Raw genomic sequence first — 23,550 nt, 5'->3', positions numbered from 1 at the left:
CACCGCCCGGAGTAGATCATTCTACGGCCAAAGCCATATCGAGCAATGCCTGACCGTCCGGCACCTCATCGACGAAGGCCTTGAACGAGGTCTCCTTGGCGATCTCCTGCCACGCGGCGAAGTCCTCAGCCGTCATTTCAGCAATTTCTACACCGGCGTCCTGGAACACCTTGACCGAGGCCGCGTCCTGTTTCTTGGCTTCTTCCAGGTAGAAGGCTTCGGCCTTGGCGGAAGCCTCCAGAAGCGCTGCTTGCTGGCCTTCAGTCAGCCCCTCAAAGGTGGATTTGTTCATCAGAACCGGCTGGTACATGAACCACAGCGCCACATCTGAGGCGGGCGTATAGCAGGCGACCTGCTCGTAAATCCGGTAGGATACAAACGACGACGACGAGGTATTCGCGGCCGTCAGCACCCCGGTTTGCATCGCATTGTAGATCTCCGAGGACGCCATCGAGGCAATCGACGCCCCTGCCCCCGCAAGCATCTGCTCAAAGGCCTTGCCCGCCGCCCGCGTTTGCTGACCCACGACATCTTCGGGCTTGGTGATGCATTTATCCTTGCCGACAAAACCACCGGCGAGATAGCCGTGGACCAGCACCATCACATCGTCATCGGCCATCTTCGCTTCGAGTTCCGCCATGAAGGGGCTGTCGCTCAGCCGCGCTGCGTGATCGTGGTTTTTGACCAGACCCGGCATCAAAGTGAGGTTATAGGCCGGCTGTTGGCCGCCCGCATAGCTCAGCGGCAGCACGGTCATGTCCAGCTGGCCCCGGCTCAGGGGTTTATATTGCTCGCGCGGCTTGAAGAGCGACTTGGACCCGAAAATCTTGATCTCCAGATCGACATCGGCGGCGGCAACTTCATCCGCGATGATCTGTGCCACCTGATGGCGCACATCCTTATTGGACCATTGATGCGACAGGCGCAATTCTGTTGCCTGCGCCGAGGCGGCAACCGTTGCAAGAGCAGCTGCAAGAGCTGCGGAAAGCAGTTTCATTTTCATTGTCATCCTCCCAGAGTGCTGGCGTTCGATGCCCAGCTCATGGATCAGCATTCAGATTCTCGCATCCAGAGTCAATATTTTTGTATACAATAATGGGATTGTTGCGTGCGCAAATCTTTCTTATAGTTCGCGTATGGACATTAGACATGCAGACAGGATCGCCGACGCCTTGGAAGAACTGGTCTTTACCGGACAGTTCAATGACGGTGATCGTTTGGACGAGATTAGGCTCGCCAAGCAATTCGGCGTCTCCCGCACCCCGATCCGCGAGGCGCTACAGCGCCTGGTGGCCTCCGGCATTGCCGAGCAGCTGCCCCGGCGCGGCGTCTTTGTAAGGCAACCCGGTCCCGTCGAATTGATGGAAATGTTTGAAACCATGGCCGAGATCGAAGGGGTTTGCGGGCGTTTGGCAGCCCTGCGGATTTCGGACGCGGCGCTGGCCGAGCTGGAAGGCGCAAACGCCCGGTGTCGTGACGCCATCGCCTCACAGGATACCGATGGCTATTATCGTGAAAACGAGCATTTTCACCACACCATCTATGCCCAATCCGGTAACAGCTATCTCGCAGGACAGGCGTTGCGCCTGCACCGCCGGCTCAAGCCCTTTCGGCGCTTGCAACTGCGCTTGCGCGGGCGCATGGCGCAATCCATGGCCGAACACGAAGAGATTGTCGCATCACTCAAAGCCGGAGACGCACCGCGCGCGGCAAATGCGCTGCGGGATCATGTGGGCATTCAGGGTGAAAAATTCCGCCACCTCATGACGGAACTGCGCACCGCGGCGCAGTAGGGCCCGGGCAGTAGGCTTAATCGTCCAGCCGCACCGCCTGCCCGGTGGTCTGTTCCTCGGCGGAAAAGCCAGCTTCTTTCAGCACGAAATTTGCACCGATGGAAATCACGACCATGGCGAGCGCTGCGAGAACAATCTCTCTCATGTGGAACTTGCCTCTGACTTGGCCTTTTCGACCTCCGCCGTCCAGATGCTGTGGTGCTCACGCGCCCACTGCAATTCGACCTCGCCCTTGCCCATCGCGTCATAGGCGCCTTCCATACCGACAGAGCCGATGTAGATATGGGCAATGACAATCACCATCAGCACGAAGCTGACAATCGCGTGCCAAAGCTGCGCGTATTGCATTTCCTCATGCGGGGCGAGCGCGGTATTCAGCTCCCCCAACCCCACCAGCTGCGGCAATCCCAGCGCATTGAGCTTGTCAAAGGTGGCGGCGAACATCGGCAGCTCAAACGGGAAGAGCAGTGACAGGCCGGAGGCGGCAATAGACCCGCCCAGAATGATCACCGACCAGAAGATCAGTTTTTGACCGGCGTTGAATTTTTTCGCGGGTGGGTGACCGCCGCCCAGGATACCGCCGCCCTTGAGGATCCAGTTGATATCGGTGCGGTCCGGCAGGTTGTGCACAACCCAGAAGACAAAGACCAGCACCAGCGCCAGGATAAAGGCCCAGGCGACATTGTTGTGGATCCATTTGGAGGCCACAGCTACGGTGGCAAAGGCCTCATGTCCAAAGAGCGGGATGAAAAACTTGCGCCCGGCCAGCGTGATGATGCCCGTGATCCCCAAGAGGATGAAGGACCCCGCCAGCAGCCAATGCGCAAACCGTTCCGCCGATTTGAACCTCAGGATGGTCTGTCCGGTCTTTTCACCATCGATCCGGATTTTGCCCCGGATCAGATAGAAGAGCACCAGCAACACGACCATCACCCCCAGCGACCCCATGCCATAGGTCAGCAAAGGACCTTCGCGGAACAGCAGCCAGCGCATCCCGCCATCCTGGATCAGCACGTCAACCGCAGGCCCCCGCGCTTGCGTGGTGATGGCCGCGGAATTGTAGCGATAGGCGCGCCAGAGATCAGGGTCTGACGCCCCGCCCAACGTGCCAAGCTGGTCGGAAATCGGCGCTGCATTGTCAGGGCTGCCCGTCACACCACTGCGGAAACTGTCATCCAGTTTCAGCCCTTCCTGACGTTTCATGATGTCTTCGAGGGTTTGCGCCCCACCTGTCGCGCTACGATCAGTGGGCTCGGCCTCTTGTGCCTGCGCCGAAACCGTCAGCGTCATTGTGAACACCAGGAGGCAAAGAAGACGAAGCATTGGAAACTCCAGTTTGGCTAAGACATCCGGGGCGGCCCGATGAGCCGCCCCTGAGATCGTTCAAGCAGTCGGTCGGCCGTCAGCCGCCTTTCTGATCGTAGGCGGTGCCCCACCCCCAGGCGCCGGAGCCGAAGCCGCGGGCCACGACCCGCTCGCGGTAGATGTTGGCAACAATGTCACCGTCGCCCGCCAGCAGCGCCTTGGTGGCACACATCTCCGCACAGATCGGCAGCTTACCCTCTGCGATGCGATTACGACCGTATTTGGCAAACTCCGCTGTGGAGTTGTTTTCCTCTGGTCCCCCGGCACAGAAGGTACATTTGTCCATCTTGCCACGGGATCCGAAGTTGCCTGCCTGCGGAAACTGCGGCGCGCCGAAGGGGCACGCGTAGAAACAGTATCCGCAGCCGATGCAGAGGTCCTTGGAGTGCAGAACGACACCTTCTTCGTTCTGATAGAAGCAATCCACCGGGCAGACGGCCATACAGGGCGCGTCCGAACAATGCATGCAGGCCACGGAAATCGACCGTTCCCCGGGCGAGCCGTCATTGATTGTAACGACCTTCCGGCGGTTGATGCCCCATGGCACTTCATGTTCGTTTTTACAGGCGGTGACGCAAGCATTGCATTCGATGCAGCGTTCAGCGTCGACGAGAAATTTTGCTCTAGCGGCCATTTTTCATGTCCTCCCTTATGCTGCCCAGATTTTGCAGAGAGTCGCTTTGGTCTCCTGCATCTGGGTTACGCTGTCATAGCCGTAGGTCTGCGCGGTGTTGCTGCTTTCCCCCAAAACATAAGGGTCGGCGCCTTCGGGATATTTATCCCTCAGATCAACACCTTCCAGGTGCCCACCGAAGTGGAAGGGCATGAAGGCCACACCCGCCTCGACCCGCTCGGTGACCATGGCCATGACTTTGACCTTGCCACCTTCGGGCCCCTCGACCCAGACCTGCTCGCCGTCCCGGATACCAAGGTTGTTGGCATCGCGGGTGTTCACTTCGACAAACATGTCCTGCTGCAGTTCCGCAAGCCACGGGTTGGAGCGCGTCTCGTCCCCGCCGCCTTCATATTCGACCAGCCGCCCGGAGGTCAGCACAATCGGATAATCCGCAGAGAAATCCTTGTCCTGGATCGACTTGTACATCGTCGGCAGGCGCCAGAATTTCTTGTCCTCATAGGTCGGATAATCGGCCACCAGATCGCGGCGGTTGGTGTAAAGCGGCTCACGGTGCACCGGCACCGGATCGGGGAAGGTCCAGACAACCGCGCGGGCCTTGGCGTTCCCGAAGGGCGCGCAGCCATGCTTGATCGCAACCCGCTGGATGCCCCCCGAGAGGTCGGTTTTCCAGTTGGTCTTAGGTCCGGCCACGGCATCAATGGATGCCCGTTCCTCGGCGGTCAGATCACCGTCCCAGCCAAGGTCCATCAGCATCTGCATGGTGAATTCCGGATAGCCATCCTGAATTTCCGCGCCGGGGTTGGAGACCCCTTCCGCCAGCAGATTGTCACCATCGCGTTCCACGCCAAAGCGCGCCCGGAAGGCCAGGCCACCTTCGGCCACCGGGATCGACATATCATAGAGATTCGCCGTGCCTGGGTGGTTCATCTCGGCGGTCCCCCAGCTTGGCCATGGCAGACCGTAGAAGTCCCCATCTGCCGGGCCGCCGACCGCCCGCAGCGTTGTGCGGTCAAAGGTGTGCTGGTTCGCCATGTGCATTTTCAGACGCTCCGGCGATTGACCGGTATAACCAATGGTCCACATGCCGCGGTTGAATTCGCGGGTGATATCCTCGACCACCGGCTCGTCACCATCCATCGCGATGTTGCGGAAGATCTTGTCGTGGAAGCCGAATTTCTTGGCGAACATCGAAATGATCGTGTGATCGGGCAGCGATTCAAACAGTGGATCAACCACCTTGTCACGCCATTGCAGCGACCGGTTGGAGGCCGTGACGGACCCGCGTGTCTCGAACTGCGTGCAGGCCGGCAGCAGGTACACACCATCCTGACGGTCCTGAAGCACCGCCGTCACCGTTGGATAGGGGTCGACAACGACCAGCATGTCCAACTTCTCCATCGCCGTCTTCATCTCTTTCTGACGGGTCTGCGAGTTCGGGGCGTGCCCCCAGAGGACCATGGCGCGGGTGTTATCGGGCTGGTCGATGTTTTCCGCATCTTCCAGTACGCCGTCGATCCAGCGCGACACCGGGATGCCGGTCTCATTGATCATCATCCGGTCGCCGCCATCCTTGCCAGCGCCTTCCATGACGGCAAAACGGCCCTTCAGCCAATCCAGATCCTCTTCCCAGACACGGGCCCAATGCGCCCATGATCCGTCCGAGAGGCCATAGTAGCCTGGCAGCGTGTTGGCCAGAACGCCAAGGTCCGTGGCGCCTTGCACGTTGTCGTGGCCGCGGAAAATATTGGTGCCGCCACCCGCAGTGCCCATGTTGCCCAGGGCCAGCTGCAGCACGCAATAGGCACGGGTGTTGTTGTTGCCGTTGGTGTGCTGCGTGCCGCCCATGCACCAGATGACGGTGCCGGGGCGGTTGTTGGCCAGGGTGCGCGCGACGCGCTTGAGCTGGCTGCCCGGCGCACCGGTGACCCGCTCCACCTCTTCAGGTGTCCATTTGGCCACTTCGGTTTTGATTTGATCCATGCCCCAGACACGGGTGCGGATGAACTCCTTGTCTTCCCACTCGTTGTCGAAGATGTGCCAGAGGATCCCCCAGACAAGCGCCACGTCAGTGCCCGGACGGAAGCGCACATATTCATCTGCATGCGCTGCTGTCCGTGTAAACCGCGGATCGCAAACGATAAAGGGCGCGTTGTTCTGTTCCTTGGCCTTCAGCATGTGCAGCAGCGACACCGGATGCGCCTCTGCAGGGTTGCCGCCAATGAGGAACATCGCCTTGGAATTGTGGATGTCGTTGTAGCTGTTGGTCATGGCGCCGTAGCCCCATGTATTCGCCACACCGGCTACCGTGGTGGAGTGACAAATCCGCGCCTGATGGTCGACGTTGTTGGTGCCCCAATAGGCGGCGAATTTGCGGAACAGATAGGCCTGTTCATTGTTCGATTTCGCGGATCCCAGCCAATAAACCGAATCCGGTCCGCTTTCTTCGCGGATCTTCATCATGCCATCGCCGATCTCGTTGATGGCCTCTTCCCAGGAAATGCGTTTCCACTCCCCGCCTTCCTTCTTCATCGGATACTTCAGGCGACGCTCGCCATGAGCGTGCTCGCGTACAGCGGCCCCTTTGGCGCAATGGGCCCCAAGGTTGAAGGGGCTGTCCCAGCCGGGCTCCTGCCCGGTCCAGACGCCATTGGCCACCTCGGCAATGACCGTGCAGCCCACGGAACAGTGCGTGCAGACCGATTTGATGGTCTCAACCGCACCGCCCACAGCAGCGGCAGCCGACGCTTGGGTGACAGAGCCCCCCGTCGCGGAGATGGCGGCCAAGCCACCGATGGCGAGACCAGATCCGCGCAAAAATGCCCGGCGGTCCACTGATTTCGATCCGACCTCGGACAGGATGTTGGTGCGTCCTGCGCGATGTGAGACCCGATTGGTCTTTTTCCTTAGCATGTTGTCCTCCCTTGCTGCCCCGGTAAGGTGGCTGGGTTATCTATTATCGCTCAGCCCATAGCTGAGACGTGAAAGGCTTCAGAAGCGTGTGCTGTCGAAATACGCGCGCGTATGTGCCGTGTCCTGCATGGTGTCAGCAGAGGGATCCACCTCGGATGCCGCAGCAGCGCTGGAACCTGCGGCGACCGCCGCAACGGCGGCAGGGGCTGCCGTGCCCGCCAATTTCAGGAAATCCCGGCGGTTGGTATCGCCTTCAGATGTCTTTGCCATATCACTTCTCCCTTTCGTCTTGTCCTGGGCGGCGTCCCGCCCCTTGTGGCAGATCAATCTGCCGTCAGTCTGAATGCTTCTTTCTCGATGGCCATGAATTCGCGCCCGACCGCACCAACGGAGGCATAGAGAACCGACGCTTTGGCCGCCTCCAGATCCGTATAGAAATGCGTGGCCCATGGGGCGATGTGGTTGTTAAAGAATGTCCGCTGCTGATCGAGTGCCGCGGGTTGGCCAAACCGACCCACGATCATGCCGCCCATCATTTCCATCAGCGCGGCCATGCTGTCTTCGGGCTCAAAGACGTTATCCGCCCGGGCCATCTGATGCGCCACCATGTCCTGGCGCAGTTTGGCCAGAGGCTTTTCGTTCAGGAAACCGGTCAGATAGTAGCTGGCATAGGGCAGCAATTCACCGCGCCCCAGGCCGATAAACAATGCGTTGAACTCGCGTTCGGCTGACTTCGGTTTGGTGGCCTTGGCCACGCGCGCCAGCCCGTTGATCGCCTGACCAATCGGACTGTCGTCGCCCGCAAGCCCCGCCGTCTGGTCCAGCAGCATCTGATCCGCAGGGCGCGCCAGCAGCAGGCCGAGATAATTGTAGAGATCAGCCCGCAGGCGATCTTCGGGCGCGATATCCAATGTCTCGGCGGTTGCGGTCATGTGGTCGCCTCCTCGAAGCGGAAACGCATCCGGCGCGGCGCGGGTGCCTCATCCATCGCTTCGTCCATCGCGGGCGCCGGCGCCTCTGCAATCGGCTCTGCCGTTGCCACATTTTCTTCGACCAACGCTTGGGCGTCACTTTCCGGCGTTTCTTCTGCCAGATCGGGCGCTTCAGCCACCTGTTCCGCGGCTTCTTTCTGGCGCGCCATCTCTTCCAGATGCGCCATCATGCCCTTACCGACCTGATAGGCGGTTTTGATCGGTTCAGCCGCGAGCATGGCCGCGCGGTAATCATCATCATATTCGTTCAGACCATCGACACAGGCCAGAACCGGATTACTGCGCCACAGCTTGCGCAGGGCCTTGTTCTGCAAATGGCGAGGCACATCCCGCGCCATGAAGGCGGCAAAGTCATCACCCGCCTCCAGACCATCCGGGTCTGGCAGCCCCATTTCCTGAAGCAATGTCTCGTCGTCTTTTTCCGCGTGATCCGCAGCGCGCTCGGCTTCCGCCGCCAGTTCTTGCGCACGCAGTTCCGCCTGCGCCTCCGCCTGCACCGCCGCGCGGCGACGCGCCCAGAATGACGGTTGCGCGCTCATTCTGCAGCCTCCCGTGGCCCGCCGGTCGGCGCCCGGTAGACATCCGTGGCCTGTGCGATCCGGGCATCGCCGATGCCGTCATCCTTGCGGTCGACATGCAGCTTGTCGCGACGGCGCTTGATGAATTCTTCCTCGACATGGTGTTCGTTGACGAACGCCCCGACCCAGGCATGAACAGCAGCGGGCATCGCCACGCGCTCCACGGTCTCTTCACCGCTGTCGCAATAATCCTGCGCCTCATAGGGCGACACGGTCACGTGCAGAATGCTCAGGGGCATTTCGGCGTCGTCGACCGTCCGCATCACCACGTAAACCGATGGCTGGTCCGCCTGAAGCTCATGCGCATAGGCTTCGGTATCGGAAACATAGAGCGTCAGTTCATGGGTAGAGGCGTGATACTCGGTGGTCTCGCCCTCTTCGCGCAACAGTTTCCAGGAGGCCTGTGGCGCGCCCGGAATAACCGAAGTTGCGGTCCAAATCCACTTGGCCCAGGCGGTGACACCCGGCGACCGGCGCAACACAACACCAAGCTTCAAAGATTGTGAATTTGGATAGACGACTCCCAAAACTTCTCCCCAAGCGCGCTGTACTTGTCCTTACCTTACCAAATCATCCCCGTTATCCTAGAAAAATATGCATGCACCTGTACACATTCCGTTGTTGCCAAGTCGTTGGTGTCTCTTGCATTTTGCCAAAGGCATGAAATCTCTGCCCTTTGTCGATCCTGCATTTGCAACGCCCTGGAATTAAATGGATAATAGCAGGCAGATAATTCATGGCTTGAAACACCTGCGGGGTCGAATCCAGTTTACGAGACCCTAAATTCCTGAATAGCTATGCATCGGCGCAGCGCGGGACCCCGCAACAGCGCATCGCGTCATTGGGGGAGAGATGACCAAAACCATTATCCTGTGTGACTGCCTCGGCAGCCAGACCGTTGATGCGCAGAGCGTTGCGGAAGCAACCGGGCTGACCTGTTCCAAGATGTTCACCCATGCCTGCGGCGCGCAGATCGAAGAGACGGCAGCACTGATGGCCAAGGGCGAGACGATGGTTGCCTGTCAGCAAGAAGCACCGCTTTTCAGAGAGTTGGCCGAAGAGATTGAGGTCGCAGAGCCTGCATTTGTCGATCTGCGCGACCGCGCGGGCTGGAGCGATGAGGGATCGCAGGCCGCCCCGAAAATGGCCGCGCTCGCCGCAGAGGCGTTGTTGCCGACGCCGAATGAACGCACGGTGGATGTGGTTTCCAACGGTGCCTGCCTGATCATCGGGTCGGGTGACGTTGCACAGCAGGCCGCGCGGGATCTGTCCAAAATGCTGGCGGTAACTTTGCTGACCCCCACGCCGGTGGACACCAGCCCCGGCCTGCCCTTCGATAGTGTCAGCGGGACCCTCGCGCGCGCCACCGGCACGCTTGGGCGGTTCAGCCTGCGCATCGATCACTTCCAGCAGATCATCGCCGGAGGGCGCGGGGCAGCGGATTGGACACCCGCCAGTGACGGTGCGCTTTCGGAATGCGATGTCATTCTGGATCTGAGCGGCGAGGCGCCTCTGTTCCCGGCGCCCGAAAAACGTGACGGTTACCTGCGCGCAGATCCCGGCAGTCAGACCGCCGTGGCGCAGGCCGTGCTCAACGCCTCGACGATGATCGGCACCTTTGAAAAGCCGCTCTATATCCGGTTGGAGGAATCGCTATGCGCGCATTCGCGGGCGGAACAGGCGGCCTGTTCAAAGTGCCTCAACATTTGTCCCACGGGTGCAATCACCTCCGCCGGGGAGCATGTGGCCATCGATCCGATGATTTGTGCAGGCTGCGGCGCCTGTGCCGCCCTGTGCCCGTCAGAGGCCATCACCTATGACGCGCCGCCCGTCTCCAGTCTGTTTGCCCGTCTGAACACACTGGCCAGCACCTACCGCAAAGCGGGCGGAACGGACCCGCGCGTGCTGGTGCATGACGCGGAATTCGGATCGGAATTGATCTCTCTCGCGGCACGGTATGGCCGGGGTTTGCCAGCAGATGTCATTCCTCTGTCGGTATCGGCACTTTCCGGGTTTGGTCATGCCGAAATGCTGGCCGCCCTGGCCTGCGGTTTCAGCACTGTTTCGATTGTGCTCGGCCCCCGCAGCGAACGCCCCGTGCTTGAGGATGAAGCCAAGCTGGCCCGCGCCATCGCCGGGCGGGATGCCATTGCGCTGATTGATGTCAACGACCCTGATGCGCTCAGCGACGCCTTATATACCGCAGAACCCGGAGCCGCCGTTGAAACGCCGATCCTGCCGCTCGGATCACGGCGTCAAGTGACGCGCCTGGCCGCACAGGCGCTGCAACCGGAGGCGGAAACCATTCCCCTCCCAGCCGCAGCGCCCTATGGGGCCATTCTGGTGGATCAGGACGCCTGCACCCTGTGCCTGTCCTGCGTATCCCTCTGCCCCGCGGGCGCTTTGGGCGACAATCCCGACAAGCCGCAATTGCGCTTCCAGGAAAGCGCCTGCCTGCAATGCGGGTTGTGCAGCAACATCTGTCCCGAAGACGCCATCACCCTGACCCCACAGTTGAACCTGACGGACGCGGCCTTTACCCAAGCGGTGGTGAATGAGGAAGAACCTTTTCCCTGCGTCGAGTGCGGCGCGCTCTTCGGGTCAAAATCCACGGTCGAGCGGATCATGGAAAAGCTCGCCGGCAAGCATTCCATGTTTGCCAATCCGCAAACCGCGCGCATGATCCAGATGTGCGACAATTGCCGCATTCAGGCGCAATACCATTCGCAAAACAATCCCTTTGCCAGCAAAGAGCGCCCGCGTGTCCGCACCACGGATGACTACCTGAGCAAGCGCAAGGATCACTGAGTTTGCAAAGGCGCACCAAGATCCGCTGGGGTGATCCCGGAGACATAGGCAAGGATCGCCTCAAGATCCTTCTGCGTCATCTCCATTGGCACAATGGGGGGCGGCAGTGTGGGGTCAAAGGGGTCCGTAATGTCTTCGATCTGTGTGAAACTCGGGTGCGGATTGCGCAGATGAAACGTTGCAAACCGATCATCCCAATCACTCAGGCCCCGCAACACCGCAAAGGACGGGGTGGCGCCCATGCCGTTCATCCGGTTCTTTTCGTTGATCACATGGCACCGCCCACACATGCTGAGCGAAAGGGTCTCACCTGCGACCGGGTCGCCGTCGTAGCGCAAGACCGGCGTGACCGCCACCGCCTTCACCTGTACGGAAAAACGGCTGCCGTCAGGCGCGACAAAGCTCTCAATTGTGCGCTTGCCGATGTCGGATCGCAGCCAGGTCGCAAAGCGTTCAGCCCCCTCCCCGCCATCATGCTCAAAGCCCCAACGCGCGCCCAGCCCTTCAAAGAGCGCGCGCCCCTCGGTGGTAAACCGCATCCCCGCGGCCTCGCTCTCCCCCACGCGGGTGATGCGAACGCCGGTTTTCAACACAAACCGAGGGACCACAAATTGGGCGAAACCCGATTGTTCCAGCAGGGTCGGAACCGCGAGCCGCAACTCTTCTTGTGCAGCAACAGGCCGCATCGCACAGATCACCAGCAAAGCCGCCAAGATCCCCCGCACAAACCCTCCCAAATTCAGCTGGTAAGAGGTTCAACGTAGAACCAGCCTCGCCAAACCGTCAAGTTTTCCAAAGCATCCCCTCTCAAAGCAGCCAAAAGGAGCCCAGAATGAGCGATGATTTCAACATGTCCATGCGCAAATTCCTCAAGCAGGTCGGTGTGACCTCCCAGCAAGCCATCGAGGAGGCCATGCGCACCGCCGGTGACACCAGCGGCAAGACGTTCAGCGCCAAAGTGGTGCTGACGGTCGACGGTCTTGATCTCGAACACACAGTGACGGGCCAGATCACTGGCCGGGAAGACGGATAACCCCATATGAGCCTGACGCGCGACGACGTTTTGAACGTTCTGAAGACGGTAACCGATCCGGTGACCGAAACCGATGTCATGGCCGCAGGGCTGGTCAAGGCGCTGACCGTCAGCGACACCTCTGACGTGCGTTTCGTGCTAGAAGTGCCCCCCTCGCAGGCCACGCTTTACGCGGATGTTCAGACCGCCGCGGAAACCGCCGTGAAGGCGATGCGCGGCGTCGGTACCGTCTCTGTCGTCATGACGGCGCATAGCACGCCCGCCGCCCCACCGGATTTGAAACCGCAAAAATCCACACCCAGCGGCCCGCAGAAAATCCCCGGTATTGACCGGATCATCGCCATCGCCTCGGGCAAAGGGGGGGTTGGTAAATCCACCGTAGCATCGAACATTGCCTGCGCGCTGGCCGCCGAGGGGCGGCGCGTCGGCCTACTGGACGCGGATGTCTACGGACCCTCGCAACCGCGCATGTTGGGGGTCTCCGGGCGTCCCGCGTCCCCGGATGGCAAGACCATTCTGCCGATGCGCAACTTCGGCGTGACCATGATGTCCATCGGGCTGATGACAAACGATGATCAGGCGGTGGTCTGGCGCGGTCCGATGCTGATGGGCGCTTTGCAGCAGATGATGACCCAGGTGCAATGGGGCGCGCTGGATGTGCTGATCGTCGATCTGCCGCCCGGCACCGGTGACGTTCAGATGACCCTGACGCAGAAGTTCCAGGTTGACGGCGCTGTGGTCGTCTCAACACCGCAGGATGTGGCGCTGCTGGATGCGCGCAAGGGGATCGATATGTTCAACCAGTTGGGCACACCCCTCCTGGGCATGATCGAAAACATGTCGACGCATATCTGTTCCAACTGCGGACACGAAGAGCATGTCTTTGGCCATGGCGGCGTGGCCAGCGAGGCGGAAAAGCTCGGCGTGCCGCTGCTGGCGGAAATCCCGTTGCATCTTGATATCCGGATGGCCGCAGATGGCGGCGCCCCGATTGTGGTATCCAAGCCGGACAGCGCCCAGGCGGATGCGTTTCGCGCCGTCGCCCGCACTCTGATTGACAACGGGAAAGCATGAGCGGCCCACAGTTCCCACCGCTTTTCCAGGCGCTTGCAACTGCTGGTGCGGATCCGATGGCCGTGGCCTGCGCAGAGGCGCGCGCGGGCTGTGACGCAGGCCTCGTTGCCTATGACATCACGCTGGATGCCTTGCGCGCGGCCATCGTCTTTGCCCCCGAGGTTCCATTGCACAAGGCGATGATCATGCTGGCCATTTGCGGGATCGGCTTTCAGAATGCGCTAGGCGCATTGGCTCCGCCCGAGGTTTCCGTGCATCTGGAATGGGGCGGCGGCATCCGCGTGAACGGCGCCAGGTGCGGTGCCCTGCAGGTAATGGCCGCTCCGGAGAACCCAAACATTGAACCCGATTGGCTGGTCGTTGGCCTGATGCTTACCCTCTGGTCGGAGGGGTCGGAAAAGGGCACCACGCCCGATGAAACCACGCTCTTTGACGAAGGCTGCAGCGAGGTGGATGCCACTGGTTTACTGGAGGCCTGGGCGCGCCACACGCTGGTCTGGATCAACCGATGGAGCGACGAAGGCGTCAAACCGGTGCATGACGAATGGACCGGCCTGGCCCATGGCATCGGCGAGAGCGCGACGATTGGCGCGCAGTCGGGCAGGTTTCTGGGTGTCGATGAAAGCTTCGGAATGCTGTTGCAGGGCGCGGATGAGACAGCGATGATACCGATCACCCAAACTCTGACGCCCGCGACCTGATGGAGGTTTCATGAAACTGGCCCGTGCCATTCATTTCGACGACAGCGACACCCGCGTCTTTCACAGCCCCGCACGCACTGGCGAATGGTGCATTTCGGGCGGGTTTGAATTTTCCAACTGGTCGGACGGCGATCTGACCGGCAAGGCAAAACAGGCCTTCACCAATGGCTGGATGGGGGTGGAGACCTTTGGCCGCGCCAGCTTTGTCGCCGTCACCCAGATCGAGGAAAACGAGCGCGACGCGATTGCGGCCGTCCTCGCGCAGCATTTCGTCGACATCTACGGCGCCCCTTCTGTGGAGGCTGCAATGGGGGTGGCGATGGAAGAAATCAGCCAGATGGTCGCGCTCTGCGAAGATCAGGAGTTCAATACGCTGCTTACCGTCACGCGCGAGTTGACGGATGCCGGCGTGAAAGAGAGCTACCGCGTAATTGAGCCGCAAGATGCGGGTATCGAGCAGTTCGCCATCCACGGATCACTGGACGACGAACCGCATCAGCATTAGAGGCAGCTGAGCCAAAACCCGTTGATGCTGACAAACAACCGCACATCAACAAGCGTCGCGAAGTAGGGGACGGCAAGCGGGACAAAACCGCCGTTTAGCGGCTCATGGTGTTATGGTCTTGGGACTCCAATGCGGAAATACCTGCCTCGCCCGTCTGGCGACGCATCGGAGGTAACATCAATGTTCGGTGGTATGTCCACACCCCAATTCGCTGCATTCTTCGTAACACCTGTTGCGAGTTCGGAAACTGTTTCATCGATGCTTAATTCAGACTTAAAGACCAGAGAACATCCATAGTCGCTGACCTTTATTGATAGATCCGCGAATTTGTGGAAGTAGGTTCCGGTTTTTTGGTCTTGGACAAACGGCTCACCTGCAATTGCTTGCTGGACCTTCTCGAAGCTTGGTGCTGTGGTCAGACAAATCTCTGTGAAGAAGTTACCTGCAAAACTTGGTGGCAGGAGGTCTGAGCCTGGGCGGGCATTTGGGCTTTGTGGAGTCCATTGTCCCTCCGCACAGCCAGCTAATACGAGGGAAAATAAAATGACAGTGCATCTTGGGTTGAGCATTCCTTAAGTCCAATAGCTTGCAGGCACAGGCCTCCGGCTACCACGTTCCAACGGGCGCTGATAGATGTCACTTTGGGCTCAAAGCAGTCATTGCGTCCTAGCCGCCCTGACCGCTCTGGGATCACTCAGGCGCCGCGTTGAAGGTAAAGAGCGTCTCGCCGTTGATCGTGTAGCTATTGATCAGCTCTGCCGCGCGCGGGCTGACCAGCCAGTCTTCCAGTTGCACCGCCAGATCATTGCGCACATGTGCTTGCTTTTCGGGGTTCACAGCCAGAAAGGCGTATTGATTAAAAAGTGCTGCATCCCCCGCATAAAGCAGATCGAGGTTGGCCTTGTTGCCAAAGTTCAGCCAGCTCGCCCGATCGGCCAGAATATAAGCGTCCAGACCCGCAGCCGTGTTCAGGCTAGCGCCCATGCCAGCGCCCACCGCGCGATACCACGCGCCAAAGGTCTCAGGCGCAAGATCGGCAGCCCGCCACAACGCGATTTCCTTTTTGTGAGTGCCGCTGTCATCGCCGCGGCTGACAAAGGCGGGCTTGGTTACGCCGATGCGTTTCAGGACCTCGACTGCGGATGTCGCCTTGCCAACGCCCGCGGGATCATCCTTGGGGCCGATGAAAACAAAATCGTTGTACATAATCTCGCGGCGGTAGGTGCCATAGCCTTCGGCCACGAATTTTTCCTCCGCCGCACGGGAGTGCACAAGGATCGCATCGACATCCCCCGCCTGCCCTAAACGCAGCGCCTGCCCGGTGCCGACGACCAGCAATTGCACATCCAGATCAAGGTCTTCCTTGATGGCCGGCAACAAGATGTCGGCCAGACCTGAGTTCTCAAACGACGTTGTCACCGCCAGCTTGATGTCCTCTGCCAGAACGGTGGTGCTCAATGAAAGCGCGGTGAACAATGCAGCGATGCGCGTGATCATGCGATGATGTCTCCTCTGAAAAACGCCTGCAATTCGGCGGTCTGCGGCGCGCTGAAAAAACCCGTTGCGAGACCGGTTTCATGCACGACGCCATGCAACATGAAGATTGCATCACGCGCCAACCGTTTGGCTTGACCTAGATCATGTGTGGTCATGATAATGCGGGTTTTTTCGGAAAGGGCCGTTTGCAGGATGCTTTCGATGTCCCGCGTCGAGGCGCCGTCCAGATTGGCGCAGGGTTCATCCAGAAACAGCACATCCGGCTTGCGGATGAGCGCCCGCGCCAGCGCCAGTTTCTGCTTTTCTCCGCCGGAAAGCCGGGTGGCCTGCAGACCCATGCGCTCTTCCAACCCGATGCGCTTGGCCCAACGGGCGATGCGCGTCTCGATTTCCGCGCGTGGCGTAGCGATCAATTGCAGCGGATATCGCAGGTTATCAGCGACGGTCCGGCGCAGCATGATCGGCGTCTGAAAGACGTAGGACTGGCGGTGGCGCGCTTCCGCCTCGGCGACCGCCCATGTCGCCGAGCCGCTGCTAAGCCGTTCGACACCGTGCATCACCCGCAGCAGCGTGGTTTTGCCGCTGCCATTTGGGCCGACAATCATGGTCAGGCCCTCGGATTTCAGCGTCAGATCAACCGGCCCCAGCAGGCGTTTGCCGCGCCGCCGCACGGCCACATCCTTGAGGATCAGGGGAAGGATCGTGCTCACCAGCGCCCCTCCCGTTCCGTGCGGGACAGCCAGTGGATGCAGATATTGATGCCAATGGCCAAGGCAATCAGGACAAAGCCCAGGGCCAGCGCCAGAGCGAAGTCGCCCTTGCCCGTCTCCAGCGCGATGGCCGTGGTCAGCACGCGGGTGGCGTTATCGATGTTGCCACCGACGATCATGATCGCCCCCACCTCACCAATCGCCCGCCCGAAACCCGCCAGTGAGGCGGTCAGCAGGTTGCGCCGCCCGTCCCAGATCAGCGTCTTGATCCGCTGCCGGGGGCTGGTGTTGAGCGAGATCAGCAGGTCGTGGTATTCCGCCCAAAGCTCGCGCATCGCCTGATGGGTAATGGAGGCAATGAGCGGCGTGATGATGATCACCTGCGCGATGATCATCGCCGTGGGCGTGAAGAGTAGGCCCAGCACACCAAAAGGCCCGGAACGCGACAGCAGGATATAGACAATCAGCCCGACAACGACCGGCGGCAGCCCCATCAGGGCGTTCAGCAATGAGATGACCAACCGCCGGAACCGAAACCGCCGGATCGCCAGAAACGTGCCAAGCGGCAAGGCAATGGCCGATGCGATGAGCAGTGCCGAGAGGCTCACCTGCAGCGAACGCAGGCTGATTTGCATCAGGTCGGAATCGAGGGTCACAACCAGCCAGAACGCGGCGACCAGCCCTTCATAGATATCGTTCATGTCTCAGGCCGGGTCATCTGCAACGCGTTCAAAAATCAGTTGCACAGTCCTATGACATGCCCGCCTGCTGCGCAATCGGATCAGACCAAATCCGCATCTGTCATGATCTCCACCAACGCCGGGCCGACATGCTCCAGCGCTTCCTTGATCGCGCTTTCGATGTCCACCGCATCGGTGACTTTCACGCCGTAGCCGCCACAGAGGCGGGCGAAGGCGGCAAAGCCGGGGTTCTGCAGATCGGTTTCCCAGACCGGCCATTCGCCGGAGCGCTGTTCCTTGGAGATCTTGCCCAATTCGCCGTTGTGCAGCAGGATATGGGTGATATCCATGCCGTATTTGACGGCGGTGGTGAACTCCATCGGGTACTGGCCAAAGCCGCCATCACCCGAGATCGACACGACCTTGCACCCCTTCAGATCATCCTTATCCTGCGTTGCCGCCCAGGCCCCCATGGCGGCGGGCAGACCGAAGCCGATGGAGCCCAGATAGCCGGACATGAGCACTCTTTGTGTGCCCTTTGTCTCCAGATAGCGGCCAAAGGAATAGGTGTTGTTGCCCACATCCACCGCAAAGATCGTGTTATCGGGCACCAGCCGGCCCAGAACCTCGAAGATGGCGAAGGAATGGATGCCTTTGCCCAGATCTTCTGCCAACCGCTGCTGTTTCTCGCGCCGCCAGATGTCCCAACGGTCGGCCAGTTCGGCGATCTGGTCCGTCGCCCCCGGATTTTTGCAATCGGCGCGGGTGATCGCATCACAAAAGGCGCCGACATCGCCCCAGATGGGCAGGGCCACGGGGTGGAATTTACCCAGCTGCATGCGCTCATGGTCGACCTGAATGATCTCTTTGCTGCGCTCAATCCCGGTGTGATTGGAAAAGCTGGTGCCAAGCGCGATGATCAGATCGGCCTCGTTCATGAACCAGCTGGCAATCGGCGTGCCGGAGCGCCCCAAAACACCGCCCGCACAGGCGTGACTGTCAGGCAAGAGGCCCTTGGCCTTGAAAGTGGTCAGCACCGGCGCGCCCAGTGTTTCGGCCAGACCGGCGATGTCGTCGCGCACCGGATATGCGCCATGACCCACGATGATGATCGGCCGTTTGGCGGCTTTGATCATCGCCGCGGCCTTGTCGGTCTCGCTTTGCGCAGGCGTCACCGGGGCGGCGGTCACACGGCCCTGCGGCGCTCCGGCAGCTTGATCGGAGGGGTTGGTCTGCACATCATCGGGAAAGATCAGATGCGCGACATTCTGCTCCACGATCGCCGTCTTGCAGGCCAGTGATGCCAGCTCCGCATGATTTGAGCTGCCCAGCACCGGTTGCGAGAAACTCGTGACCGCCTGGAACGCCGACAAGAGATCGATGTCCTGAAACGCGCCCGGCCCCATCACCTGGGTCTGCACCTGCCCGGTCAGCGCCAGCACCGGCGCGCGGTCCACCTTGGCGTCCCAGAGGCCAGTCAACAGGTTCGTGGCCCCCGGACCCGCGATGGTCAGACAAGCCGCAGGCGTGCCCGTGAGCTTGCCATAGGCCGAGGCCGCAAAGGCTGCGGCACCCTCGTGACGAATGCCAAAGTAGCGCATTTTGCCGTCACCGACGGCCAGCCGGATCGCATCCGACAGCCCCAGATTGGAGTGGCCCACCATGCCAAAGACCGATTGCACACCCCAGTTGGTCAGCGTCTCGACCATGACATCGGTGACCGTGCGCTCATGGGGTGGTTCGGGTGCGATACCGACGAAAATCTCGCCGTTGCGGATATCGACGGGGTACATCTGCTGGCCGGTGTCCTCATGCCCACCGGGTGGTTTGCCGGTCAACGGGTCGAAATCCCAACCGTGCCAGGGGCAGCGGATCCAGCATTTGTCGTCGATGCCCTTCTCGATGGAGCCTTCGCCAAGTGGTCCGCGCTGGTGCGGGCAATGGTTGTTCATCGCCGCCCATTGCCCGTCGAAATGCACAAGGCAGATGGACGTGGTGCGCGCCGTGACGGTTTTCACCCGGCCCTCCGGCAGATCATCAATCTGGCCCACACTGATCCAGTCGAGGGTTTCATCACTCATGGGGCTCTCCTGCATCGGTTGGCGTGGTGAAAAGGTCATAGATTTTTTGGGCAATGCTCAGCACCGCAAAGCACCCCAGCGCCCAGATCAGCAGCTCAAAAGGGGCGGCGTCGGTGCCACGCACCCATTGCCCGACCAGACCGCCCTGTGGGCGCAGCTCTTCCAACCCGAAGAGGCCCGGACGGTCCCAAAGCGACAGATACCAGAATCGCGAGAGGTAGAAGAAAATCGCTGCCAGAACGGCGGCAATGAGCAGCATGATAACGCGGCGCATCAGTCCAGCACCTCCAGCGTATCGGGGTCCATCCGCAAGACAAGGAGGTCTCCGCGCCGCTCGACATCCCCCTCCAGAGAGATGAATTGCGCCACGTAATGGTATGCTCTTTCGGGTAAATGCTCTCCGTTCGGGCCCGTTACCAGCAGGAATTCGGAGCCGTCCACGGGTTGGGTCGAGACAAAGACGGGTGGCACCTTGCCCAGCAAACAAAGGTTCGCGCAGGCCTTATGCGCCAACCCGCGCCCCGGGCGCATGGCCCCGGCCAAACATTTGCCGTCACAAATCTCGCCCGCGAGCTTCCAGCGGCCCAACGGTACGGTCTCAATCTGCGGCACCTCACCCTCCGCCGCACTGATCCCATTGGCACCGCCGCGCAGTTGCAGCATATCGAGCGCACCCCGCTGCAGCATGGTGCCCGAAACCTGTGCGAGCTGCCCCTCCAGCGGGATCGCCCGAGTCTCTACGTTGGTCTTGCCACCGCCCGCGAGCATCAGCGTGTGGCCCGCCGGGATACGTTCATTGCCTTCGGTCACGCGCAGCAGCGGATAAGGCGTGAGCTCCACCACACCGGTCACCGTTTGACGGCCGTAATCGAACCGAAATGCGCCATCGCCGGGATCATCCTGCGCCACCCCGAGCGCCAGACCAAACCCGGCGAGCCCGCTGATAAAGAGCACACAGACCGCCAGCAAAAGACCGCGCAGGGCCTTGGGTGTCGGCAGGTATCCGACAAAGAACGGCTTGTTGTCATCGCTCATGATATCCCCTCCTGGCCCGGCGCGGGCACGGGTTCGACATAGGTGCCCGGCGGGTTTGCCTTGACGTCCACCAGGACAGCGGTGCCCTCGGTTTTCAGATTATAGGTCGGCACCTTTTCGGTGAAAGGTGCGGGCGACCGGCCAGAGGCCACATCGTATTGGAAGCCGTGCCAGGGACAGGTGACCAGGCAATCGATGATCTTCCCCTCACCCAAGGGTCCGTTCTGATGCGCGCAGGCGTTGGAGATGGCGCTGAGCTTGCCCGCGTTGAGATAGACGGCCGCGCGGTCGCCGCCCGTCAGCAGCTTGATCTTGGCAAACCCGTTTTTCATCTCGGAGACATCACAGACATGCACCCATTCGGTCGCTGGCGCCAAGAGCGCCTGATCCGCGCGCCGCTCCTGCAGCGCTGCCATCAGATGCAGCCCGCCAACCAAGACCGCACCACCAATGAAAATTCCTGTGAAAACATGGTTCTGCTGGTCTTGCAGGATGCCAAAAGACACATGCGCGACAACCGACAGATAGGCGGGGTAGATCAGGTAATGGATGCGTTTCCACAAGGGCGGGCTGAGGAATTTCATCCAGAAATCATGGCTCGTGGCCGCCAGCACGATCAGAATGAAGAGCGCAAAGATCCCGAAGGCCTCAAACGGAAACCCGGCCAACTGGCCGTAGCTGGTATTGGCAAAGAGCAGCGCCTCGTATTTGTTCGACGACGAAAAGGCAAAATACCAATCCACAATGTAGCCCGCGTGGGTGATCGCCACGAAGGTGGTCATCACACCGAAATGCCGCCGGTTGTAGAGCAGCGGCAGGAACCGCGGATCGAGCCGCGCCAGAGGTCCGATGCACAGGATCACCGTCAGCATGACAAAGGCACAGGCCCCGAAGGCGCGCGCGTTGTGCACCTGGCTGTTGATCGGGCGCTCATGGCTCAGAATGTCCGGCGCAGCGTAGAGGAAGACATAGAGGAACAGCGCGACACCCAGCAGCATCACCGCGTCATAGATATACTTGTTGGTGTTCCACTGAACGGGAATGTACTTGACGCTCATTGGCTGACCTCCGCTGGCGCGGACAGGCGCACCGGGGCAATCTCCACCGGCCAGGTCTGGCGCAGGGTGAGCCCGGTCACAATGATCACGCAGATGCCAATGGGCAGGATCCATCCAACGGCGAAGTGCGATTTGCGCGGCGGATCATAGCGGCGGGTCCAGATCTCCCGGCCCGTCTCGTAGAGGTACCACCGCCACAACACCAACGGCCAGATGACCAGAATGCCGGGAATGAGCAGCGGCCTGAAAATATAGGCCTCGCGCGCATCCTCATCGATCCGGTCCATGCCGATGGTCAGGAAAATCGCGGCCACCACCGCCCCGATGCTACCCCATATCCGCAGCCCCATCAGGATCGCCTCTGCCTGGTTCATGCAACGCCTCCGAAAGTCACGCCGGAGATCTCCGACATCTCCTTTTTCCATGTGGTCAGGTCATCATGATTGAACTGCGACAGATGACTGTGACCACAGGCGCGGGCCATCACCTGCATCAATTCGACCGATGCCTCAAAGAAGTTCGCCAGCTGGCGCGCGGATTTCTCGACAACGATACGGTCGACCAGATGCGGCTTTTGCGTGGCAATGCCCACGGGGCAATTGTTGGTATGACAGGCGCGCATCGCCAGACAGCCGATCGCCTGCATCGCCGAATTCGAAATGGCAATCGCATCCGCGCCAAGCGCCATGGCCTTGATGAAATCCGCGGGTTTGCGCAGGCCGCCGGTGATGACCAGCGTCACGTCGCCCCGCTCCAACCGGTCCAGATGCGCCCGCGCACGGGCCAGCGCGGGGATGGTCGGCACCGAAATATTGTCGCGGAAAATCACCGGGGCGGCCCCTGTGCCCCCGCCGCGCCCGTCCAGAATGATATAGTCCACCCCGACGGCGATGGCCCCGTCGATGTCTTTCTCGATATGCTGCGCGCTGAGCTTGTAGCCGACGGGAATGCCGCCCGTGCGGTCGCGCACCTCATCGGCGAAATCTTTGATCTGCGCAGGCTCTGTCCAATCGGGAAACCGCGGCGGCGAGATCGCGTCCTGCCCTTCATCCAGGCTGCGAACTTCGGCGATCTTGCCCTGGACCTTGGTCCCCGGCAAATGCCCGCCGGTGCCGGTCTTGGCGCCCTGCCCGCCCTTGAAGTGAAACGCCTGCACCTTATCGAGCTTGTCCCAGCTGAAACCAAAACGCGCGGACGCGAGTTCGTAGAAATACCGCGTATTGGCTTCCTGCTCTTCGGGCAGCATGCCGCCCTCCCCGGAACAGATGCCCGTGCCCGCGATCTCCGCACCGCGCGCCAGGGCAATCTTGGCAGGCTCAGAGAGCGCGCCAAAGGACATGTCAGACACGAACAGCGGAATATCCAGCCGCAGCGGTTTTTGCGCATTCGGACCAATCACCACCTCGGTGCCGACCGGCGCGTCCTCCAGCAGCGGCGGTTTCGCCAATTGCGCGGTCAGCAACTGGATGTCATCCCAATCCGGTAATTCCGCGCGCAACACTCCCATGGCATCGACAACGCCGTGATGACCGGTCTTGCTGAGCCCGTCGCGGGCATATTGCTGGATCAGCCCGGTGTAGGGCTCGCCTGTGTCGCCATGGCTCGGGTCCGCATAAAGGCCCAGATAAGCATCGCGGTTGTAGGGCTGCGGATTGTCAAAACCCCATTGGTTGATCTCATCGGCATCGACCATGATCCGGTCGTCTTCGATCCAGGATTTGAACTTCGGCAGCGCTTCGTCATTGGCATAGGACGACACACCACTGTCCAGCCGGTAATCCCAGTCATGCACCCCGCAAATCAGATCTTTGCCGCGCACATGGCCATCCGCCATCAGGGCACCCCGGTGCAGACAGCGCCCGTAGAACACCGAAACCTCATCGTCGAAACGCACCACAACCAAGTCAACCTCGCCCACCAACGCATATTGAGGATCACGGTCCGGCAAGGTGGAAAGGGTTGCAACGGGCGTCGGTATCATAGTCAAAATCCTTGTCATACCTGGGGTCTTGGCCGCACCGCTGCGGGCACATATGCCTGAGTTTTCCCAAGATGCTATGCAATCTGTCGCCATGCCAAATCACAATTTCTGC

Annotated in this window: 26 protein-coding genes; 6 read left to right on the top strand and 20 right to left on the bottom strand. The window is 60.5% G+C overall.

Features of this window, described 5'->3' with window-relative positions; translation table 11 throughout:
* Nucleotides 1–16 precede the first annotated feature (16 nt).
* Nucleotides 17–997, bottom strand: coding sequence for a TRAP transporter substrate-binding protein DctP (gene dctP, locus Q1A20_RS15665; RefSeq protein WP_299405525.1), 981 nt, complete (start codon nt 995–997; stop codon nt 17–19).
* A gap of 139 nt (nt 998–1,136) precedes the next feature.
* Between dctP and Q1A20_RS15660 the strand changes: the two genes are divergently transcribed.
* A complete protein-coding gene (locus tag Q1A20_RS15660) occupies nt 1,137–1,793 on the top strand; it encodes a GntR family transcriptional regulator (protein ID WP_298970728.1) in 657 nt (218 codons plus the stop codon).
* Nucleotides 1,794–1,809: 16 nt separating this feature from the next.
* On the opposite strand, the gene Q1A20_RS15655 is transcribed toward Q1A20_RS15660, so the two are convergent.
* The 8 genes from Q1A20_RS15655 to Q1A20_RS15620 all read right to left on the bottom strand — a co-directional run bounded on the left by Q1A20_RS15655 (nt 1,810) and on the right by Q1A20_RS15620 (nt 8,802).
* A complete protein-coding gene (locus tag Q1A20_RS15655; protein ID WP_299917529.1) occupies nt 1,810–1,938 on the bottom strand; it encodes a hypothetical protein in 129 nt (42 codons plus the stop codon).
* A complete protein-coding gene (locus Q1A20_RS15650; RefSeq protein WP_299917527.1) occupies nt 1,935–3,116 on the bottom strand; it encodes a formate dehydrogenase subunit gamma in 1,182 nt (393 codons plus the stop codon). The genes Q1A20_RS15655 and Q1A20_RS15650 overlap by 4 nt, the downstream gene beginning before the upstream one ends.
* A 79-nt stretch (nt 3,117–3,195) precedes the next feature.
* Nucleotides 3,196–3,792 carry a formate dehydrogenase FDH3 subunit beta gene (gene fdh3B, locus Q1A20_RS15645; RefSeq protein WP_299917524.1) on the bottom strand — a complete coding sequence of 199 codons (597 nt, stop codon included), beginning with the start codon at nt 3,790–3,792 and terminating at the stop codon, nt 3,196–3,198.
* Nucleotides 3,793–3,807: 15 nt separating this feature from the next.
* Nucleotides 3,808–6,705 (bottom strand): formate dehydrogenase subunit alpha, encoded by a 2,898-nt coding sequence (locus Q1A20_RS15640; protein WP_299917521.1) that lies wholly within the window; start codon nt 6,703–6,705, stop codon nt 3,808–3,810.
* 78 nt (nt 6,706–6,783) lie between these two features.
* On the bottom strand, nt 6,784–6,975 hold the full coding sequence (locus Q1A20_RS15635) for a twin-arginine translocation pathway signal protein (RefSeq protein WP_299405533.1): 192 nt from the start codon (nt 6,973–6,975) through the stop codon (nt 6,784–6,786).
* A 53-nt stretch (nt 6,976–7,028) separates the two neighbouring features.
* On the bottom strand, nt 7,029–7,637 hold the full coding sequence (locus Q1A20_RS15630) for a molecular chaperone (protein WP_298970721.1): 609 nt from the start codon (nt 7,635–7,637) through the stop codon (nt 7,029–7,031).
* Nucleotides 7,634–8,236, bottom strand: coding sequence for a DUF3306 domain-containing protein (locus Q1A20_RS15625; RefSeq protein ID WP_299405536.1), 603 nt, complete (start codon nt 8,234–8,236; stop codon nt 7,634–7,636). Before Q1A20_RS15625 ends, Q1A20_RS15630 begins: the two co-directional genes overlap by 4 nt.
* Complete coding sequence (locus tag Q1A20_RS15620; protein ID WP_299917516.1) at nt 8,233–8,802, bottom strand: DUF3305 domain-containing protein; 570 nt, start codon at nt 8,800–8,802, stop codon at nt 8,233–8,235. Before Q1A20_RS15620 ends, Q1A20_RS15625 begins: the two co-directional genes overlap by 4 nt.
* 325 nt (nt 8,803–9,127) lie before the next feature.
* Between Q1A20_RS15620 and Q1A20_RS15615 the strand changes: the two genes are divergently transcribed.
* Nucleotides 9,128–11,083, top strand: coding sequence for a 4Fe-4S binding protein (locus tag Q1A20_RS15615; RefSeq protein ID WP_299405539.1), 1,956 nt, complete (start codon nt 9,128–9,130; stop codon nt 11,081–11,083).
* Here Q1A20_RS15615 and Q1A20_RS15610 read toward each other — a convergent pair.
* A complete protein-coding gene (locus Q1A20_RS15610) occupies nt 11,077–11,808 on the bottom strand; it encodes a cytochrome c (protein WP_299405542.1) in 732 nt (243 codons plus the stop codon). The two genes, Q1A20_RS15615 and Q1A20_RS15610, sit on opposite strands and share 7 nt — an antisense overlap.
* A 107-nt stretch (nt 11,809–11,915) precedes the next feature.
* On the opposite strand from Q1A20_RS15610, the gene Q1A20_RS15605 reads away from it, so the two are divergent.
* The 4 genes from Q1A20_RS15605 to Q1A20_RS15590 are packed head-to-tail and all read left to right on the top strand — an operon-like array spanning nt 11,916 to nt 14,396.
* Complete coding sequence (locus Q1A20_RS15605; RefSeq protein ID WP_298970715.1) at nt 11,916–12,116, top strand: DUF6494 family protein; 201 nt, start codon at nt 11,916–11,918, stop codon at nt 12,114–12,116.
* 6 nt (nt 12,117–12,122) lie between these two features.
* Nucleotides 12,123–13,190: an Mrp/NBP35 family ATP-binding protein gene (locus Q1A20_RS15600; RefSeq protein WP_299405546.1), complete on the top strand. Its 1,068-nt coding sequence runs from the start codon at nt 12,123–12,125 to the stop codon at nt 13,188–13,190.
* Nucleotides 13,187–13,891: a biotin/lipoate--protein ligase family protein gene (locus tag Q1A20_RS15595; RefSeq protein ID WP_299405548.1), complete on the top strand. Its 705-nt coding sequence runs from the start codon at nt 13,187–13,189 to the stop codon at nt 13,889–13,891. The genes Q1A20_RS15600 and Q1A20_RS15595 overlap by 4 nt, the downstream gene beginning before the upstream one ends.
* A 10-nt stretch (nt 13,892–13,901) precedes the next feature.
* On the top strand, nt 13,902–14,396 hold the full coding sequence (locus Q1A20_RS15590; RefSeq protein ID WP_299405551.1) for a DUF6505 family protein: 495 nt from the start codon (nt 13,902–13,904) through the stop codon (nt 14,394–14,396).
* A gap of 110 nt (nt 14,397–14,506) precedes the next feature.
* Here the strand turns inward: Q1A20_RS15590 and Q1A20_RS15585 are convergent, their stop codons facing one another.
* The 10 genes from Q1A20_RS15585 to Q1A20_RS15540 all read right to left on the bottom strand — a co-directional run bounded on the left by Q1A20_RS15585 (nt 14,507) and on the right by Q1A20_RS15540 (nt 23,438).
* Nucleotides 14,507–14,965, bottom strand: a complete 459-nt coding sequence (locus Q1A20_RS15585) for a hypothetical protein (RefSeq protein WP_299917511.1) — start codon at nt 14,963–14,965, stop codon at nt 14,507–14,509.
* Nucleotides 14,966–15,086: 121 nt separating this feature from the next.
* Nucleotides 15,087–15,893, bottom strand: coding sequence for a substrate-binding domain-containing protein (locus tag Q1A20_RS15580; RefSeq protein WP_299917508.1), 807 nt, complete (start codon nt 15,891–15,893; stop codon nt 15,087–15,089).
* Entirely contained in the window at nt 15,890–16,606 is a 717-nt protein-coding gene (locus Q1A20_RS15575) for an ATP-binding cassette domain-containing protein (protein WP_299406608.1), read from the bottom strand. Before Q1A20_RS15575 ends, Q1A20_RS15580 begins: the two co-directional genes overlap by 4 nt.
* The gene (locus Q1A20_RS15570; protein ID WP_299405556.1) at nt 16,600–17,304 is read right to left on the bottom strand and encodes an ABC transporter permease; all 705 of its coding nucleotides are present in this window, start codon (nt 17,302–17,304) and stop codon (nt 16,600–16,602) included. Before Q1A20_RS15570 ends, Q1A20_RS15575 begins: the two co-directional genes overlap by 7 nt.
* 80 nt (nt 17,305–17,384) lie before the next feature.
* Entirely contained in the window at nt 17,385–19,364 is a 1,980-nt protein-coding gene (locus Q1A20_RS15565; protein WP_299917505.1) for a thiamine pyrophosphate-binding protein, read from the bottom strand.
* A complete protein-coding gene (locus Q1A20_RS15560; RefSeq protein ID WP_299405563.1) occupies nt 19,357–19,638 on the bottom strand; it encodes a hypothetical protein in 282 nt (93 codons plus the stop codon). The genes Q1A20_RS15565 and Q1A20_RS15560 overlap by 8 nt, the downstream gene beginning before the upstream one ends.
* Nucleotides 19,638–20,399 (bottom strand): hypothetical protein, encoded by a 762-nt coding sequence (locus Q1A20_RS15555; RefSeq protein WP_299917502.1) that lies wholly within the window; start codon nt 20,397–20,399, stop codon nt 19,638–19,640. The genes Q1A20_RS15560 and Q1A20_RS15555 overlap by 1 nt, the downstream gene beginning before the upstream one ends.
* Complete coding sequence (locus tag Q1A20_RS15550; RefSeq protein WP_299917498.1) at nt 20,396–21,457, bottom strand: Rieske 2Fe-2S domain-containing protein; 1,062 nt, start codon at nt 21,455–21,457, stop codon at nt 20,396–20,398. The genes Q1A20_RS15555 and Q1A20_RS15550 overlap by 4 nt, the downstream gene beginning before the upstream one ends.
* Complete coding sequence (locus tag Q1A20_RS15545; protein WP_299405570.1) at nt 21,454–21,831, bottom strand: hypothetical protein; 378 nt, start codon at nt 21,829–21,831, stop codon at nt 21,454–21,456. Before Q1A20_RS15545 ends, Q1A20_RS15550 begins: the two co-directional genes overlap by 4 nt.
* A complete protein-coding gene (locus Q1A20_RS15540; protein ID WP_299917495.1) occupies nt 21,828–23,438 on the bottom strand; it encodes a glutamate synthase-related protein in 1,611 nt (536 codons plus the stop codon). Before Q1A20_RS15540 ends, Q1A20_RS15545 begins: the two co-directional genes overlap by 4 nt.
* Nucleotides 23,439–23,550 lie beyond the last annotated feature (112 nt).

Source organism: uncultured Roseobacter sp., from assembly GCF_947501835.1.
Classification (GTDB): Bacteria; Pseudomonadota; Alphaproteobacteria; order Rhodobacterales; family Rhodobacteraceae; genus Roseobacter.
This window is presented reverse-complemented; position numbering and strand designations above follow the sequence as displayed.